Raw genomic sequence first — 16,923 nt, forward strand, 5'->3', positions numbered from 1 at the left:
AATCGCCTATTTGCTGGTGAACTTCGCTAAACACATGGCACAAGAAGAATGGAGTATTCAGCGTTTATTGCGAATTATTCAGGTCAATTTATTTGAAAGGAAACTTTTAAGGTCACTCTTTGTGCCTGATAAAAAATGGCGAAAACAAGAAGAACCTCAATTGAGGTTCTTCTTGTGATATTTGTGGGACAGCAGTGACCCGAAGGTGCTTTTTTTCTATGTGCAGCTCGTGTATTAACGGTGGCTGCGATAATATTTTTTAGAGTGTTTTTTGTATTTGCGTTGGTCAGCACGACGGTCTTCCGATACTTTTTTACCCAGAACCGAACCACCTGCAGCACCTAGTGCAGAACCGATATAGCCACCTGTAGTTCCACCCATGTTTTTACCGACTGCATAACCGCCTACACCACCTAGGCCGCCACCGATGGCAGCACCGGTACGATTACGTCGGTCTGCAGAAACTGCCGCACCACCCGCACCACCAATAGCAGAGCCAATCATTGCACCGGTATTGCCGCCCATTTGTTTACCAATTGCGGTACCTGCTACGCTACCTAATGCAGAGGTTGCCGCAATACGAGTAGAGTTGTCGGCATGAGCAGAAACGGTAAACATTGATGCGGTTGCCATTGTTGCGCTGAGTAATAGTGCATTAAGTTTCATAGTTAACTCCATGTCCAAAAGTGAACGTTGTAAGTAAGTTCTTTCGATGTCGGTAAATGTAACAAAAATTTTTTCCAACAATGTGGAGAGGATCAACTAGAGTTGTGGCGTTTAGTGTCTGCTTTGTAAAGTTTCTTTAACAAAGTTGAAAAATGCTCATAAAACGCACGTTTATCAGGCAAATCTGCGTAAAACTGACGTGATTTGATGTTTCATCTTGAACCAATCCCTTTTTATATGTGGTTTTGTCCCCACAATATCTATGTCATTTAACCCTTAGAATCGTTACACTAGGCACAATTTTTTTGAGCTGCTCTATGTCCTATAAGGCATGGAGATAGCCTTTGTATTGAGATATTTAGCAAAATGAAAGAATCGTTACGTTTACGATTAGATCAACTTTCTGACCGTCACGAAGAATTAAACGCATTACTTGCCGACGTTGAAGTGATTTCAGATAACAAACGCTTCCGCCAATTGTCTCGTGAGCATAGTGATTTATCTGAAATTACTGAAGTCTGGAGCAAATTCCGTCAGGCAGAAGAAGATATACAAACTGCTGAAGCCATGTTGAGCGATCCTGATTTTAAGGAAATGGCTCAGGAAGAAATAAAAGATAATAAGGCACTGCTGGAGCAACTGGAAGCAGACTTAAATATTCTGATGATTCCGAAAGATCCAAATGATGCCAACTCTGCCTATCTGGAAATTCGTGCCGGAACCGGGGGCGATGAAGCTGCGATTTTCTCGGGTGATTTATTCCGCATGTATAGCAAATATGCAGAAAGCCAAGGCTGGCGCATAGAAATCCTGTCTGAAAATGAAGGGGAGCATGGCGGCTATAAAGAAGTCATCTGCCTGATTAATGGTGAAGGGGTATATGGTCGCCTGAAATTTGAAAGTGGTGCACACCGCGTACAGCGCGTTCCTGCAACCGAATCTCAAGGCCGTGTGCATACCTCTGCCTGTACGGTAGCCATTTTGCCTGAAGTCGATGTCGATACCTCGGTAGAGATTAACCCGGCAGACTTGCGTATTGATACTTACCGTGCATCCGGTGCCGGTGGTCAGCACATTAACAAAACCGATTCGGCAGTCCGTATTACCCACATTCCAACCGGTACGGTGGTGGAATGTCAGGATGAACGTTCACAGCATAAGAACAAGGCCAAAGCCATGGCACTGCTGGTTTCACGCCTGGAAAATGCCAAACGTGCAGCAGCAGATGCGGCAACCTCGGAAATGCGCCGTGACCTGGTGGGTTCAGGCGATCGTTCGGAACGTATCCGTACTTATAACTATCCGCAAGGCCGCATGACCGATCACCGTATTAACCTGACCTTATATAAGCTGGATGCCGTGATGGAAGGTGACCTGACCGAATTGCTGGACAGCTTGCATCGTGAATATCAGGCCGACCAGCTGGCACTTCTTGCACAGCAGAATGGTGGCTAATGAATATTGCACAGGCCTTGGCCTTACGTGGTGATGCTGAAAGTTATGAACGCCAGGAAAATGCCTGGTTGCTTGAGCACATTACCCAAATAGATGCTTTTGATTTGCCTTTGAAAAAAACTCTGGAACTAACAGCAGAGCAAGAACAGGCATATCATAATGGCCTGGCACGTATTGCAGCCGGTGAACCCCTGGCTTATGTCACTGGGTCACAGCCATTCTGGACACTGGATTTAAAAGTCACTAAAGATACTTTAGTGCCCCGTCCAGACACAGAAGTACTGGTGGAAACGGTACTGAAACTTGACTTGCCTGAAGATGCCCGAATTGTCGATTTAGGCACCGGAACCGGAGCCATTGCTTTATCTCTTGCCAGTGAACGTCCAGATTGGTCTATTACGGCAACCGATATTTATGCACCAACTCTAGACGTTGCTCAGTTTAATGCCGAAAAGCATGACCTTGAACATGTGCGTTTTGTTTGTGGTTCCTGGTTTAAACCTTTGGGACGTGAGTTCTTTGATGTCATTGTTTCCAATCCGCCGTATATCGATGCGGAGGATATCCATATGCAGGATCTGGCGACTGAACCGGAGCGTGCTTTGGTGGCAGACAAACATGGTCTGGCAGATTTGGAGCAGATTATTGTACAAGGCAAAAAGCATTTAACCGTCAATGGCTGGGTGGTGCTGGAGCATGGTTATGATCAGGGGGATGCGGTACGGCATATCTTTACTCAAGCCGGTTATAAGCAAGTGCGTACCGTAAAAGACTATGGCGGTAATGACCGTGTGACTTTGGGGCAGTGGCCACATTAATCTTAAAAAGATAAAAAAATAAAGCGCAGCATGCGCTTTATTTTTTGACCACATCACGCCAGCGTAACAGCCAGCTTTCAGCAATTTTCATTAAGCTATCGGTCATTTTGCCTAAAATGGCCAGTAAGATAATGGCAATAATCACAATGTCGGGTCGGGAGGTTTCCCGGCCATCACTGAGCAAATAACCGATCCCTTGAGTGGCCGCAATCAGTTCAGCGGCAATCATAAACATCCAGGACAAGCTCAGGCTGTTGCGTAAACCGGTTAAAATACCCGGGGATGCCGCAGGAAGTACAATCTCCTTAATCTGTTGAAAGTATTTCAAACGATAGACTTGCGCCACTTCAATCAGCTTGCGGTCTACGCCGTGAATTGCGGCAACGGTATTGGTATAGGTCGGGAAAAATGCACCGATGGCAATCAGGGTAATTTTGGAGGCCTCATCGATGCCTAACCACAATAATAATAGTGGAATCCAGGCCAGGCTTGGAATCGACTTAATTGCTGAAAAAGAAGGTTCTAGGAATTCTTCCGCCTGTTTATTTAAACCTACAAAAATTGCGAAAATCAGTGCAAGTCCGCTACCGATAAAGAAACCAAGAAATACCCGCCAGGTACTGGTCCAGATATGTAGCCACAAATCGCCTGAAGACAGTTCCAGGAGTGACTGCCATAAGCTGCTTGGGGCAGGAAGCAGGTAAGGTTCAATCACCCCATTTCTCACCAATACTTCACACAGGATTAACGCAATAACCGGGATGACCAAGCCCTTCAGCTTGCTTAATAACTTAAGCAAGCCAAGCGCTGGGACTTTATCAACTTCAGGTTGAATCGGTGATCTATTCGTTGTTGCAGACGAACTCATTATTTTTTTACAACCTTTTGTGCATATTTGGCATCAAACAGTTGATCCACGACTTGATTGACGTTGGTACCGTTACGCACCAGTTCCTCTTCAGTCAAAATGGTTCCAGATTTTTTCAGGGCATTGATATGCTTTACAGTCGGGATGTTTTGCTCAAAATTGGTACGGCTGAGTTGCAGTTTGGCTACAGCAATAGGCAGTTTCGATTCACGTGCCAACAATTCGGCTAGTTTAGCCGGATTGGCTTTGGCCCATTTACGTGCCTGTTCGTAGGCTTTAATCACCGCTTCAATCGCTTCCGGACTTTGGCTGGCAAATTGTTCCTTGGTGCTTAATACACTGTAACTATTAAAACCGACATTTCGATACAGCAATTTTGCACCTGACTGCACTTGAGCAGAAGCCATCAGCGGATCTAAACCGGCCCAAGCATCGACTTGTCCACGTTCAAGTGCGGTTTTACCATCTGGATGTTGCAGATGGACAAGCTGAACATCCTTTTTATTCAAACCCGCAGTTTCCAGTGCTTGCAGAGTGAACAGGAAAGGGTCTGTACCTTTGGTGGCGGCAATTTTTTTCCCTTTTAAATCTTTTAGGCTTTTAATTGGAGAATTTTTTGCAACCAATAAGGCTGTCCATTCAGGCTGACTCTGGATATAAACGGTTTTAATTGGACTGCCATTGGCACGGCTCAGGACAGCAGCCAAACCTGCCGTAGAGGAAAAATCCACACTGCCGCTATTTAAATACTCGAGTGAACGGTTACTGCCTTGGCTAAATACCCATTTAATCTGGGTATTGGGTAAAGCCTTTTCCAATAACTTCTGCTCTTTAACGACCAAACTGGTCGGAGCGTAATAGGCATAATCCAGCTTCAGTGTATCCGGGAGGGCTGCCAGGCTATATTGACTGACCAAGCCGAATGCGATCGCTGTGAGTATTTTGGTTTCAAAGCCGGAATTTTGCATAAACGCCCCAATTAAATGATTTGAATGAGATGCGGCGAATAGTGCCAGTGAGTGAAGACAGAAGACAAAAAAGTAATTTTTATAAAATTATCTTAATTCCAGATATGCTGATGAATTTAGATTAAGATTTTGAAATATAACCAAATTTATTTTTAGTGTTTCTGCTTTTTCATTTTATATAAAAAACATACATCAACATGAATAAAAGGAAATAAAGAAAATTTAACTGTGCAAAAGCTTGCTGTTATTGCATGGTCATTTCAATGTAATGACAAATGGTTCTAGGCGGTGACATCTGAAATAATAAAAATACCGATAAATTGTTGACTTGTTTGATAAGTGAATAACACTGACATTTTAATGCGGTTGAACAATGATGGAGCGCTGTTTTTCCAAGAAGATATTACACCGGAAAACTTAAACAGGTACACAAACAAAAAAGATCAGAATTAGTCCCAGGACCGCAGCAAGTTGTTCAAGATTGAAGCATGGATATTCATGCAGGTTAAAGATTGAGGAATAATAGGCATTAAAAACGGCTCCTAAAAGCCGTTTTTTGTATTCTGCAAGATTACATCGGATAATCTTGTAAGCAGTCTGAAACTTCAACCTGTGCCAGAGCATCGGTTTCAAGGGCTAAACAAAGCGCCACAATTTTTGCCGTATCTGCAAGATATTGATCATCCTTTAATGCTGTAGCGGATTGCAGCGCGGCAATGCGTTCAGCACTGATATCCAGTGCTTTCGCTGCTTCAATCGCATCTGCACGATTGAAGAAATTGACCACTACATTTTGAAGTGCAGAATCAGAAGTATTTAAAATGCCTTGCTTGAATAACTCATCAAATTGACCGGTGTGAGAGTTGAGAGAATGAGTAAAATTTTGCACCAAGCTTTGCTCTAGTACATCAATCATCTTAAGCATGTCAGAACCTTTAATATAAGGTGATTTAACAGGGAGAGTACAGCAGAAAGACATAAAGATATGCCTTTAAATTGGTTGAAAAATAATCTATTTTGTCACTTTTTGCAAATAAATTCCGACGAAAAATAGATCAATTTTTTAAACTCATGAAAAGCAAAGAATTATTAAATCATGAGAAAGGAAACACTGTTTTATTAATTAGATTAATTCATAGATCCTTGTTTTGGCGATAAGCACCTGGGCTGACACCCGTCCATTTCTTGAAAGCACGATGAAATGCACTTGGATCGTGAAAACTTAATTCATCGCTAATTTCCTGCAAGGTTTTTTCAGTTTTAGTCAGGAATTCAATGGCTGTATCACGTCGGATATCATTTTTCAGCTGTTGATAACTGACGCCTTCGCTTTTTAAACGTCGTTGCATCGTGGCATCAGACATATTTAAACGCTGGGCAATTTCATTAAGTTCAAGCCATTCGGCAGGTGGAACATTCATTAAATGTTTACGGATTTGAGAACTAATGGCATGCGGATTTTTAAAGCGTACCAGCAGGTTGTGCGGGGTCTGCCTGATAAATTGATACCAGGACTGTTTATCTTGTTTAATTTGAATATTTAAATAATTGGCATCGAACTGGATATAGTTTTCATTGCTATTGTATTGAATGTTTTCACAAAAGCGGACTTTATAGTCCTGATCATCCAGCGGTGCATCACATTTGAGCTGAATCTGGTTGAGTAAAACCCTTTGTCCGCTGAGCCAGCACATCAAAGCATGAATCAGCATTAAATAGGTGGCATAGCTAAACATTCTTTTGGTCTGTTTCTTTTCATAAATCACAATATAGGCATAGTTTTCCTGTACAAATAATTGACTGATAAAATCATCCAGAACCAGATTTAAAAACTGCAAAATTTGCTGTAAGGCTTTTTCCAGGGTTTCGGCATGCATGACCGATTGGGATAACAGTTTAAAACTGCCGCGACGCATGGGGTGGCTGTCCATCCCAAAAAATTCGTCGTTCATGACATCGGCCAGTTCGGTCCAGAGCTGGGCATATTGCGAAATAGATACACGGGCTTTACTGGAGTGCAGCAGCTCAACAGGAATACCGGATTTGATCAGGATGTTTTGCGTGTTTAATCCCTGATGGTGGGCAGATAAAAGCGCTTCATGCACCAGGCTGATCGAGATTGTACCTTTACTGTAATTTAGCTCTTGTTCATTCATGTACAGATATCCGTATTCCGTATTTTTGCTGCCGTGATCTGGATTGTCCAAATCCATCATAAAGGATGCAAGGTTTGGAAATTGTACTCTAGCTGAACTGCATTTACTCTGCATCTTAAGTCGAGTGTTTATTCAAAGAATTAACAGGAACAGAAAATGAAAATTCAAGGAAAAGTATTTGTCGTGACAGGCGGTGCATCGGGTTTGGGTGCAGCCACAGCCACTTATCTGGTGGGTCAGGGTGCTCAGGTGATTATGGTGGATATGAACCAGGAGCTGGGTCTGGAAATGCAGCAGCGCTTGGGTGAACATTCGGTTTTTGTCAAGCTGGATGTGACCGATGAGCATGCAGTCAAAGTCTTCTTTGAAAATATTGAGCAGCAGTATGGTCAGTTAAATGGCCTGGTGAACTGCGCAGGAATTGCACCGTCTGCCAAAGTACTGGGTCGTGATGGCATTCATGATTTGGGCATGTTCCAGAAAGTACTGAATATTAATGTCAGTGGCACCTTTAACATGATCCGTTTTGCGGCAAGTTTGATGGCGAAATATCAATTGCAGGCAGGTGAAGAAGAGCGCGGTGTCATTGTTAATACCGCTTCAGTGGCTGCATTTGAAGGACAGCTCGGGCAAGCGGCTTATGCTGCTTCTAAAGGTGCTGTGGTATCTATGACTTTACCGTTGGCACGTGAGCTGGCACGTGAGGCGATTCGTGTGATGACTATTGCACCAGGCATTATGGAAACGCCGATGCTGAAAGCCATGCCGCAGAATGTGCAGGATGCTTTGGGACAAATGGTGCCGTTTCCATCGCGTTTGGCGAAACCGGAAGAGTTTGCACATCTGGTTGGGCATATTTTTGAAAATACGTATTTGAATGGTGAAGTGATTCGTCTGGATGGCGCGATACGTATGCAGCCTAAGTAATTATTGATAATTGCGGCGGCATGATGGAGTCTTTTCAATATGTAATAAAACTCTGTTTAACCTTCGGTTCGACCTACTTTTCTTTCGGGAAAAGTAGGCAAAACCATCCCCATTCGCAAAACCTGTTTAATCAAAATTACAGTCCCTTGTCTCGCAGAAACATTATCTTTTAGATGTATGTCAGGTTGCGAATGGGATTGTCGTGTATCAAATATTTCTTAAATTTTTATAAATAAAGAATTTTAAAAACTGAATGTGAAACATGAGAGGGAAGCTCAATGATTTTAAATGACGAACAAAAGATGGTTCAGGACATGTTGCGCAATTATTCGCAAAACAGGTTAAAACCTACTGCCGCAGAACGTGATAAAACTGCGCAATTTCCCGCACAAGAACTGAAAGAACTGGGTGAGTTGGGCGCTTTGGGTATGACCGTGTCCGAACAATGGGGCGGTGCAGGACTGGATTATGTGTCCTTAGTCGTTGTCCTGGAAGAAATTGCTGCAGGTGATGGCGCGATTTCAACCATTGTCAGCGTACAAAATTCATTGCCATGTGGCATCACCCAGCGTTACGGTACGGAAGCACAGAAACAGAAATATCTCAGCAAACTCGCCACCGGTGAATGGCTCGGTTGCTTCTGTTTAACCGAACCGCAAGCCGGTTCCGATGCCGGTGCACTGGAATGCAAGGCAGAACGTGAAGGAGATGAATGGGTATTGAATGGTACCAAACAGTTCATTACCACAGGTAAACATGCCCAAGTGGCAATTGTCTTTGCCGTGACCGATAAAGCTGCCGGGAAAAAAGGCATTTCCTGTTTCCTGGTTCCTACAGACACAGAAGGCTATATCGTGTCTCGTCTGGAAGAAAAAATGGGACAGCATTGCTCAGATACCGCCACCATCATATTTGAAAATTGCCGTATTCCTGCTGAAAACCTACTTGGCAAGGAAGGAGAAGGCTACAAGATCGCTTTATCTAACCTAGAATCCGGTCGTATCGGCATTGCAGCACAATCCGTCGGCATGGCGCGTGCTGCACTGGATGCTGCGGTGGAATATGCTAATGAACGCAAAGCTTTTGGGGTAGAGATTGTGCAGCACCAGGCGGTCGCATTCCGTCTGGCAGATATGGCCACCCAGATTGAAGCGGCACGGCAACTGATTTTCCATGCGGCGACCTTAAAAGATGCAGGGCTGCCTTGTTTAAAAGAAGCCTCTATGGCCAAGCTGTTTGCATCCACCATCGCAGAGCGGGTGTGCTCCGATGCCATTCAGATTCATGGCGGTTATGGCTATGTGTCGGATTTCCCGGTAGAGCGGATTTACCGCGATGTACGGGTCAGCCAGATTTATGAAGGGGCTTCGGATATTCAGCGCCTGGTCATTGCACGCGAAGTGACTAAAATCTAAACCGGCTAAAGCTTCAAATGGCTAAATTTTAGACTTTAGTCGGTGTTCAAATCCTGCACATTTTCTGATGGATAAGGAAATTGCAGGAGCCTGGAAATCATGTTTATCTAAGTCAAATGTGAAGTAAAAAAGCTTAAAGATGCTGAATCAGGTTTGGCATGTTTAGAGTAAGAACAATAAGCAAAATGGATCAGCAAAGCAGGAGCTTTGCTTATAAAATAACGGATGAGAGGTTGTCGTCATGAAGACACTACAACAAGCATATCAAGAGTTTAATTTTGATGATTTTCTTGCAGAGCAACTGGTCGGTACTGCCGAGTCAGTCAATGCCTATGTGGAATGCTGTGATCGTTATCTCGGTTTAAATAAAACGGCTTTAATCTGGGAAGGCAAAAATGGCGAATCTGCGGAATGGACATTTGAACAGCTGGCAGAAGCCTCTGGAAAACTGGCTAATTATTTCAGCTCGATTGGCTTAAAGTCAGGGGATTGCATTGCCGGTTTATTGCCGCGTACGCCTGAACTGCTGATTACCATTTTAGCCACCTGGCGCATGGGTGCAATTTACCAGCCATTGTTTACTGCTTTTGAGTCCAAAGCCATTGAGCACCGGATCAATACCGCCAAAACCCAATTGATTGTGACCAATGCAGAACAACGCTCAAAACTGAACGGTGTGACCGTACCGCATATTTTAACAGTCCATCCACATGATGCTTCAAGTCATGCAGATGCCGATTTTTGGACAGAACTGGCTGGGCAGTCAGAATCTTTTGAACCGGTGATGCAGACTTTTGCAGATGATTTCCTGATGATGTTCACTTCAGGTACCACAGGTTTGGCAAAATCGGTGCAGGTTCCTTTAAAGGCGCTGCTGGCATTTAAAGGCTATATGATCCACGCGGTGGATTTACGTGAACAGGATTCTTTCTGGAATCTGGCCGATCCGGGTTGGGCGTATGGCTTGTATTACGGCATTACCGGACCTTTAAGTCTGGGGCACAGCATCATTATGGATGAACGTGCCTTTAGTGTAGACAGCGCCGTGCAGATCATTAAGAAATATAAAGTCAGCAATTTGACTGGTTCACCAACTGCTTTCAGGATGTTCTTTGGATTCAAGGAAAAATTTGATCCTTCCATTAAAGAGCATTTACGTGCGGTCAGTAGCGCAGGCGAGCCATTAACCCCGGAAGTGATTCACTGGTTCAATCATGACCTGAATGTCAATATTTATGATCAATATGGACAGACTGAGCTGGGCATGGTGATTGCCAACCATCATGCTCTGGAACATGAAAAGAAAGTTGGTTCCGCAGGTTTTGCCAACCCGGGTCATCGTTTTGCTGTATTGAATCAAAACCATGAAGAAGTTGAAAAAGGCGGCATTGGCACCTTGGCGATCGATTTTTCTCAATCGCCTTTAACCTGGTTTAAAGGTTATGGTGGCAATAACCGTAAATCATTCATTGGGCATTATTATTTAACTGGTGATACGGTGAAATTAAATGAACTCGGAGGTGTAGATTTCATTGGTCGTGCAGACGATGTCATTACAACGTCAGGCTATCGTGTGGGGCCTTTCGATGTGGAAAGCACGCTGCTGGAATGTGCCGAAGTCTTGGAGTCTGCAGTCATTGGCAAACCAGACCCGGAACGTACCGAAGTGGTGAAAGCTTTTGTGGTGCTGAAACCGCAATTCTCAGCTTCGGATGAGTTAAGCCATAAACTTCAGGAATATGTCCGTTCGCGTTTATCGAAGCATGCCTATCCTAAAGAAATTGAATTTGTCGAAGGCTTGCCTAAAACCTCGAGTGGTAAAATTCAGCGCAATTTACTCAAGCAGCAGGAAATTGCCAACATGCAGGGAATCCAGAAAGTCAGTTAAACCCTTTTTTGTTTTTTAAAGTTTCATGCTCTTGCACCCGAAAGGGTGCTTTTTTTATTTAGTCTTCTTTAGTCATTATTTTGAACTATAATTCATGCTGAATTTAGATAAAGCGATTGTACGGATAGGGATTGGCAAGTGACTGATGTAGATATGGACCTAGAGTTAACTGATGAAGAAATGCATCTCTATAGCCGTCAAATTCTGCTGGAGGGCTGGGACATTGAAGCACAGGAAAAACTGAAACTTGCCAATGTCCTGATTGTCGGTTGTGGTGGAATTGGCTGTACCACAGCTGAACTGCTTGCTCGGGCAGGTGTGGGGAAAATCACCTTAATTGATGCTGATACCATTGAAATGAGTAATTTGCAACGGCAAATCGCCTATGTAGAAGAAAATATTGGCTTCTATAAAGCTGAAATACTGGCCAAGCGATTACAGCAGATCAATCCGCATATCCGTGTTGAATCTCAAACAGTAAAACTGGATGAGGGCAATGCAGAAGAATTGATTGCAGCGCAAGATCTGGTTTTGGATGGCTGCGATAATTTCACCACGCGTTACCTGGTTAACCAAGTTTGCAAGCAATTCAATGTACCTTTAATCAGTGCTTCCGCAATTGGTTTTCAGGGACAGCTGTTTATGGTAGAAGGCGAATCTGCCTGCTATGAATGTCTGTTTCCCAAAGAACAGCATGCCAATGAAAACCTGCGCTGCGCCGATTCTGGCGTATTAGCAACAACCCCGAATGTGATGGCCAGCTTGCAAGCCCATCATGCTTTACTCTATTTGGGACTGGGCAAAACACCACTGAAGCAGAAACTGATGCTTTGGGATGGCTTAAGCATGAAACAGCGCTTGCTTGCTTTCGAAAAAGATACAGATTGTCCAATCTGTCAGGCAAGATAAACCTGCAAGCGCATATTTTTTTGCTACACTCACTACAATTTAATTCTAAGCTGACATTATGAAAAACAATATCTGGTTAGATGGTCTGCGTTCAGTTGCCCGTGTTGGGGAAACGGCTGTAATTGCAGCAAAAGCCGGCTTTAAATACGCCACAGAAAAACCAAGTAACGCCAAGCTCATGCGTGAAACTTTTGAATCACTCGGTTCAACTTATATCAAGCTCGGACAGTTTATTGCCAGCACACCTTCATTATTTCCACGTGAATATGTTGAAGAATTTCAGGGCTGTTTAGATCAGACCCCATCTTTGCCTTTTAGTTATGTGCAAGGCGTATTGGCCTCTGAATTTGCAGGCCGAAATCTGGATGAAATCTTTGCGTCCATTGATGAAAAGCCTTTAGCCTCAGCTTCTATTGCTCAGGTTCATGCCGCCAAACTGGTGAGCGGTGAAGATGTCGTAATTAAAGTGCAAAAACCGGGTGTAGAAACCATCCTGTATACCGACTTGAATGTCTTGCACTGGGCCACCAAGGTTCTGGAAAAAGCCGTACCGAAAGTGAAATTTGCTTCACTTGCTGACATAGTCGATGAAATTAAAACCCGTATGGTGCGCGAAGTCGACTTTATTGAAGAAGCGCAAAATCTGGATGATTTTGTTAATTATCTGAATATAACGCAAAATCAGAAAGCCACTGCACCAAAAGTTTATCATCAATACTCAACCCGCCGTGTATTGACCATGCAGCGCTTATATGGCGTACCATTGACTGATTTTGATGTGGTGAAAAAGGTGGCTAAAGACCCGTCTCAAGTGCTTATCACCGCCATGAATACCTGGTTTGGCAGCTTGATGATGTGTAACAGCTTCCATGCAGATCTGCATGCTGGAAACCTGATGCTGCTTGAAGATGGCCGGGTCGGTTTTATCGATTTTGGCATCGTTGGTCAGCTGAAACCTGAAGTCTGGACGGCCTGTATTGCCTTTATGGATGCACTGCAAAAAACCGACTACAACTTGATGGCAGAAAACATGCTGAAAATGGGCATGACCGCTGTTGCGATTGACACCAAAGTCCTTGCTGCCGATTTGGAACGTCTGTTCAGTGGGGTACTTTTGGCCGATCCTCAAGAGTTACTGACTTCCAATCCGGCCGATTTAAACGACATCATGATGGATATGGTGGGCGTGGGCGAGCGTCATGGCATTCGTTTCCCGCGTGACTTTGCCTTGCTGTTTAAGCAAATGCTGTATTTCGATCGCTTTATGCGCATCCTCGCGCCATATACCGATATTTATGCAGACCAGCGCCTGCAAATGGTGCAAACTCTGGATCCAAATGTGTTGTTAAAACATTAATTTAATCCCTCCTTACCTCGCTTTCATAAAGGGAGGAGTGTCTCATTGCTGGAAAAATATAAGCGATGAAAAGTCCCTCTCTTATAAAGAGGGATTTAGGGAGATTATTTATAAATATCATATGCTCGAGTGATCAAATGGATGCAATTATCATTGAAGGTTTAAAGGTTGAAACCGTGGTGGGATGTTTCAACTGGGAACGCCAAATCATGCAGCCTTTAATGCTGGATATGACCATTCAGACCAGTCTGGAACAGGCTTCCAATTCGGACAAACTGGAAGATACTTTAAATTATGCTGAAATTTGCGAGATTTCTGCCAAAGTTATTCAGGATGCCAAGCCAGAACTGATTGAACATGCAGCAAAACTTGTGCTCAATGCGCTTTTTACTACCTTTCCTGCAGTAGAATCGATTATGATTACCATCCGTAAGCCTGCCATTATCGCGCAAGCAAATTCTGTAGGAATTCGTCTTGAACGCCACCGAAACGATATTCGCCTTAGCTCTGGCGAGTAATTGTCATCCCCAACAGCATTTTCAAAACGCTATGAAACAAATCTCCGGTTTGGGAGAAGTTCAATTTTCTAAAATTTATGTGATTCCATGCCGCGATGCTGTAGGGGCGGATTACTGGAATGCGGCGTGTTTGTTAAAAGCCGCCATGTCGGCGGATGATATCATTGTGCTATTAAAAAAAATGGAAGCGTATTCTGGCCGTGTACGACCTTCACATCAAATTTCTTTGGATGTGGATTTAATTGCATGGGGACAGGACTTAGAGCATATGCGGTTTAACCCCAAAAAATTACCTTTGGCTTTAGATGTCAAAATACCGATGCTTGATATTTGGCAAAGTAGCGATTTTCAGCATGAAAATCATCAATTTCCAGTGGTCAATTGGATGAAATAACTTTTATTCGATGAATCAAGTATAGTCTTTTTTATTAAATAGCCTAAGTTAAATAAGATTAACCTGAACATTTAATTTGTTTAATCAAGCAATAAACATTGGACAAGAGGTGAGTGTTGATAAAGTTTGACTTACTAAAATTGTAAATAATAATTAAATCTTAGGCGTGGAACGTGATAAATCATCAAAAAAAGCCCAATCGGTGAAGATGAGGCTTTTAATATGACTTAAATTAATGATTTATAATAAATAAATTTTAATTTCGTATAACGTGTATTATGTTAATTTTAGAAATTCTTAAATTAACTAATTTTCACACAGGAAAAAGCTGATCTGTTTTTCTTAAATAATAATCAACCCAATTTTGTAAATAGGAATACGGATAACTTAATTTATACGCTTTCATAAAATCGACAATATCTTGGTATTCTTCTCGAGGAAGTGGCTCGTACTGAATTAATTCTTTAGGCGCAATTTCATGATCAATGCCTAAATCAAATCCATGCATGGATGCTAATTTTGCATAGATTACAACTTGCGGCTGTAAATAAAAATCGTAATACACCAGTGTATGCTTCGCTGCATCTTGAGCTATTTTTTTAGTAAAAAATGGTTCTAAGGCTTTTTTCATTCCTTCTACATCTTGTTCAGCAAATGCAATATAAAATTGAAAATCATATTTCCTGAGTTCTAGTTCTTTAGCAAATTGCTTAGTCTTTGGCATCGGTGCATCAAGGACTTTCTGACTGCGTTGTTTTAAGCGTTCTAATTGTTTGCCTTCCAACATCAGTAAGGTGTTGTAAATCATTTGACGATTTAAATCGTACTCATCTTCCAAGTCTTCTGTATTATTCGCAACTTCTTCAATATTTCGAATTAAAAAATCTCTGATTTCAGTACTATCACTCATCAGCATATGAAACATCGGTTCTTTGACATTATTATAATCCGAACGAAAAAAGAATGGCATTGGGTCACTATATTCTACACTTTTTAATATACTGAGCTTTGAATAAACATAGGCTAGCTTTTTTAAATTTTTTAAGTCTTTATGAAAAATCCAAGCGCCTGCCATAGTTGCATCAATCTCTCTTGAAAAGAAATGTATTACTGCAAATGGATTTCCATTTCTTTCCTGCAAATAACTTTGATCTTCAGCAGATAAAGATAACTGTTCTTTATTTTTATAATAGCTTTCGATCACCATTGTCATATGATCAAAACGTTCTTGTGCATTTTTAAATTCACGTCGTGCACACATCATATTTATTTGCATGGATATGAAACTCAAATACTCTAATAGTTAGAAGTTTAGTCTTTATTTAACATAATGGCGATTATACGTAATGTAATTGTTAGAAACCATTTAAAGTGTCTGTATTCTCACCAATAAAAATGTCTGGTCTATGATGCGCATCAACATCATGGACTGGATATGAATCGAGATGCTGATCACTATGTCTGACAAGGAAATACAACGTATTGCAGTGCTGCAAGATGTTCGAGATCGACGTATTACACAAGTCCGTGCTGCTGAAATTCTGAATCTTTCAACCCGTCAAATTACCCGGTTATTGCACAAGCTCAAGCAAGACGGTATTTCAGGCCTGACACATGCCAGTCGTGGTCAACCGGGTCATCGTCGCCATGATGAAGCCGTAAAGTCTGAATGCCTTTCCCTTATTTCTGAACATCTGCTGGGCTTTGGCCCAACCTTGGCGCATGAGAAGCTCAGCAGCATGTTTGACCTGAATATTCCTGTGGAAACGGTTCGTCGCTGGATGACTGCCAATCAACTCTGGATTCCGCGATCCAAGCGTCTGAAACGGCCATATCAGCCTCGATATAACCGGGATTGCTTCGGTGAGTTGATCCAGATTGATGGTTCATATCATGACTGGTTTGAAGGACGAGCCGCCAAATGCTGTTTGCTGGTTTATATCGATGATGCCACTGGAAAGCTGTTGCATCTGCGCTTTTGTGAGGCTGAAACGACCTTTGACTATATGCTTTCGACCAGAGCCTACATTGAGCAATACGGCAAACCGCTGGCCTTTTACAGCGATAAACACTCGGTATTCCGAGTGAACCAGAAATCCAGTCAGGACAGCCAGATCACGCAATTTGGCCGGATCCTGAATGAGTTAAACATTGATATTATCTTTGCCAACTCACCACAGGCCAAAGGTCGTGTGGAACGTGCTAACAGGACACTTCAGGATCGTCTGATCAAGGAAATGCGCCTCGAAGGTATCAGTTCGATTGCCGAAGCCAACGCCTGGCTACCCTGCTTTATTGAGCAGTTCAATCAGAAGTTTGCCAAATGTGCGAGGAATTCCAAGAACTTGCATCGCCCTTTAACAGAGTCCGCTGCTGAACTGGAGGAGATTTTCACCTGGCAGGAACCGCGTAAGGTCACAAAGAACCTGACCATCACGTATGACAAGTGTATTTATATGCTTGAGCCAACAGCACTGAATCATAAGCTTGTTGGGCAATACATTTCATTTCTGGAGTATCCAGATGGCACTGTGGCCATCATGCATGAAGGACGGAAGATCAACTATAGCGTCTTCAATAAACT

16 protein-coding genes and 1 pseudogene are annotated in these 16,923 nt (G+C 42.8%); 11 read left to right on the plus strand and 6 right to left on the minus strand.

From position 1 onward, the window contains the following. Positions 1-178: pseudogene (locus E0H88_RS15320) on the plus strand (IS4 family transposase); the annotation flags it as partial. Between the two features lie 56 nt (positions 179-234). Here the strand turns inward: E0H88_RS15320 and E0H88_RS15325 are convergent. Continuing rightward, entirely contained in the window at positions 235-666 is a 432-nt protein-coding gene (locus E0H88_RS15325; RefSeq protein WP_131274948.1) for a hypothetical protein, read from the minus strand. 366 nt (positions 667-1,032) lie between these two features. On the opposite strand from E0H88_RS15325, the gene prfA reads away from it, so the two are divergent. Next, positions 1,033-2,121 carry a peptide chain release factor 1 gene (prfA, locus tag E0H88_RS15330; RefSeq protein WP_092818289.1) on the plus strand — a complete coding sequence of 363 codons (1,089 nt, stop codon included), beginning with the start codon at positions 1,033-1,035 and terminating at the stop codon, positions 2,119-2,121. Further along, positions 2,121-2,939, plus strand: a complete 819-nt coding sequence (gene prmC / locus E0H88_RS15335; RefSeq protein ID WP_131274950.1) for a peptide chain release factor N(5)-glutamine methyltransferase — start codon at positions 2,121-2,123, stop codon at positions 2,937-2,939. The genes prfA and prmC overlap by 1 nt, the downstream gene beginning before the upstream one ends. Before the next feature lie 37 nt (positions 2,940-2,976). On the opposite strand, the gene E0H88_RS15340 is transcribed toward prmC, so the two are convergent. The 4 genes from E0H88_RS15340 to E0H88_RS15355 form a co-directional block, all read right to left on the minus strand. Further along, on the minus strand, positions 2,977-3,807 hold the full coding sequence (locus tag E0H88_RS15340; RefSeq protein ID WP_131274952.1) for an ABC transporter permease: 831 nt from the start codon (positions 3,805-3,807) through the stop codon (positions 2,977-2,979). Continuing rightward, a complete protein-coding gene (locus tag E0H88_RS15345; RefSeq protein ID WP_131274954.1) occupies positions 3,807-4,775 on the minus strand; it encodes an aliphatic sulfonate ABC transporter substrate-binding protein in 969 nt (322 codons plus the stop codon). Before E0H88_RS15345 ends, E0H88_RS15340 begins: the two co-directional genes overlap by 1 nt. A 571-nt stretch (positions 4,776-5,346) precedes the next feature. After that, entirely contained in the window at positions 5,347-5,700 is a 354-nt protein-coding gene (locus E0H88_RS15350; RefSeq protein WP_131274956.1) for a hypothetical protein, read from the minus strand. Positions 5,701-5,908: 208 nt separating this feature from the next. Continuing rightward, a complete protein-coding gene (locus E0H88_RS15355; RefSeq protein WP_213074934.1) occupies positions 5,909-6,931 on the minus strand; it encodes an AraC family transcriptional regulator in 1,023 nt (340 codons plus the stop codon). Between the two features lie 156 nt (positions 6,932-7,087). Here E0H88_RS15355 and E0H88_RS15360 point away from each other — a divergent pair, with 156 nt between their 5' ends. The 7 genes from E0H88_RS15360 (at position 7,088) to E0H88_RS15390 (ending at position 14,339) form a co-directional block, all read left to right on the plus strand. After that, the gene (locus tag E0H88_RS15360; RefSeq protein WP_131274960.1) at positions 7,088-7,858 is read left to right on the plus strand and encodes a 3-hydroxyacyl-CoA dehydrogenase; all 771 of its coding nucleotides are present in this window, start codon (positions 7,088-7,090) and stop codon (positions 7,856-7,858) included. A 278-nt stretch (positions 7,859-8,136) separates the two neighbouring features. Continuing rightward, positions 8,137-9,273: an acyl-CoA dehydrogenase family protein gene (locus E0H88_RS15365; RefSeq protein ID WP_131274962.1), complete on the plus strand. Its 1,137-nt coding sequence runs from the start codon at positions 8,137-8,139 to the stop codon at positions 9,271-9,273. Between the two features lie 241 nt (positions 9,274-9,514). Further along, positions 9,515-11,161 (plus strand): AMP-binding protein, encoded by a 1,647-nt coding sequence (locus E0H88_RS15370; RefSeq protein ID WP_131274964.1) that lies wholly within the window; start codon positions 9,515-9,517, stop codon positions 11,159-11,161. Between the two features lie 153 nt (positions 11,162-11,314). Then, positions 11,315-12,070, plus strand: a complete 756-nt coding sequence (locus tag E0H88_RS15375) for a HesA/MoeB/ThiF family protein (protein ID WP_131274976.1) — start codon at positions 11,315-11,317, stop codon at positions 12,068-12,070. Between the two features lie 58 nt (positions 12,071-12,128). Next, positions 12,129-13,427, plus strand: a complete 1,299-nt coding sequence (locus tag E0H88_RS15380) for an ABC1 kinase family protein (RefSeq protein ID WP_131274966.1) — start codon at positions 12,129-12,131, stop codon at positions 13,425-13,427. A gap of 137 nt (positions 13,428-13,564) precedes the next feature. Further along, positions 13,565-13,945: a dihydroneopterin aldolase gene (gene folB / locus E0H88_RS15385; RefSeq protein WP_131274968.1), complete on the plus strand. Its 381-nt coding sequence runs from the start codon at positions 13,565-13,567 to the stop codon at positions 13,943-13,945. Continuing rightward, complete coding sequence (locus E0H88_RS15390; RefSeq protein ID WP_131274970.1) at positions 13,902-14,339, plus strand: 2-amino-4-hydroxy-6-hydroxymethyldihydropteridine diphosphokinase; 438 nt, start codon at positions 13,902-13,904, stop codon at positions 14,337-14,339. The genes folB and E0H88_RS15390 overlap by 44 nt, the downstream gene beginning before the upstream one ends. A 313-nt stretch (positions 14,340-14,652) precedes the next feature. On the opposite strand, the gene E0H88_RS15395 is transcribed toward E0H88_RS15390, so the two are convergent. Beyond that, the gene (locus tag E0H88_RS15395; RefSeq protein WP_131274972.1) at positions 14,653-15,615 is read right to left on the minus strand and encodes an Imm49 family immunity protein; all 963 of its coding nucleotides are present in this window, start codon (positions 15,613-15,615) and stop codon (positions 14,653-14,655) included. A gap of 169 nt (positions 15,616-15,784) precedes the next feature. On the opposite strand from E0H88_RS15395, the gene E0H88_RS15400 reads away from it, so the two are divergent. Further along, positions 15,785-16,923: ISNCY family transposase (locus E0H88_RS15400; protein WP_131274974.1), on the plus strand; the 1,139-nt coding region annotated here is incomplete at its 3' end.

This window comes from Acinetobacter sp. ANC 4216 (genome assembly GCF_004331195.1).
Classification (GTDB): domain Bacteria; phylum Pseudomonadota; class Gammaproteobacteria; order Pseudomonadales; family Moraxellaceae; genus Acinetobacter; species Acinetobacter kookii.

Bases quoted from the DNA above. Each gene is read 5' to 3' on its own strand.
- E0H88_RS15360 (WP_131274960.1), top strand. From the start codon at position 7,088: ATGAAAATTCAAGGAAAAGTATTTGTCGTGACAGGCGGTGCATCGGGT.
- E0H88_RS15395 (WP_131274972.1), bottom strand. From the start codon at position 15,615: ATGCAAATAAATATGATGTGTGCACGACGTGAATTTAAAAATGCACAA.
- folB (WP_131274968.1), top strand. From the start codon at position 13,565: ATGGATGCAATTATCATTGAAGGTTTAAAGGTTGAAACCGTGGTGGGA.
- E0H88_RS15340 (WP_131274952.1), bottom strand. From the start codon at position 3,807: ATGAGTTCGTCTGCAACAACGAATAGATCACCGATTCAACCTGAAGTT.
- prmC (WP_131274950.1), top strand. From the start codon at position 2,121: ATGAATATTGCACAGGCCTTGGCCTTACGTGGTGATGCTGAAAGTTAT.
- E0H88_RS15325 (WP_131274948.1), bottom strand. From the start codon at position 666: ATGAAACTTAATGCACTATTACTCAGCGCAACAATGGCAACCGCATCA.
- prfA (WP_092818289.1), top strand. From the start codon at position 1,033: ATGAAAGAATCGTTACGTTTACGATTAGATCAACTTTCTGACCGTCAC.
- E0H88_RS15365 (WP_131274962.1), top strand. From the start codon at position 8,137: ATGATTTTAAATGACGAACAAAAGATGGTTCAGGACATGTTGCGCAAT.
- E0H88_RS15355 (WP_213074934.1), bottom strand. From the start codon at position 6,931: ATGAATGAACAAGAGCTAAATTACAGTAAAGGTACAATCTCGATCAGC.
- E0H88_RS15375 (WP_131274976.1), top strand. From the start codon at position 11,315: ATGGACCTAGAGTTAACTGATGAAGAAATGCATCTCTATAGCCGTCAA.
- E0H88_RS15380 (WP_131274966.1), top strand. From the start codon at position 12,129: ATGAAAAACAATATCTGGTTAGATGGTCTGCGTTCAGTTGCCCGTGTT.
- E0H88_RS15350 (WP_131274956.1), bottom strand. From the start codon at position 5,700: ATGCTTAAGATGATTGATGTACTAGAGCAAAGCTTGGTGCAAAATTTT.
- E0H88_RS15345 (WP_131274954.1), bottom strand. From the start codon at position 4,775: ATGCAAAATTCCGGCTTTGAAACCAAAATACTCACAGCGATCGCATTC.
- E0H88_RS15370 (WP_131274964.1), top strand. From the start codon at position 9,515: ATGAAGACACTACAACAAGCATATCAAGAGTTTAATTTTGATGATTTT.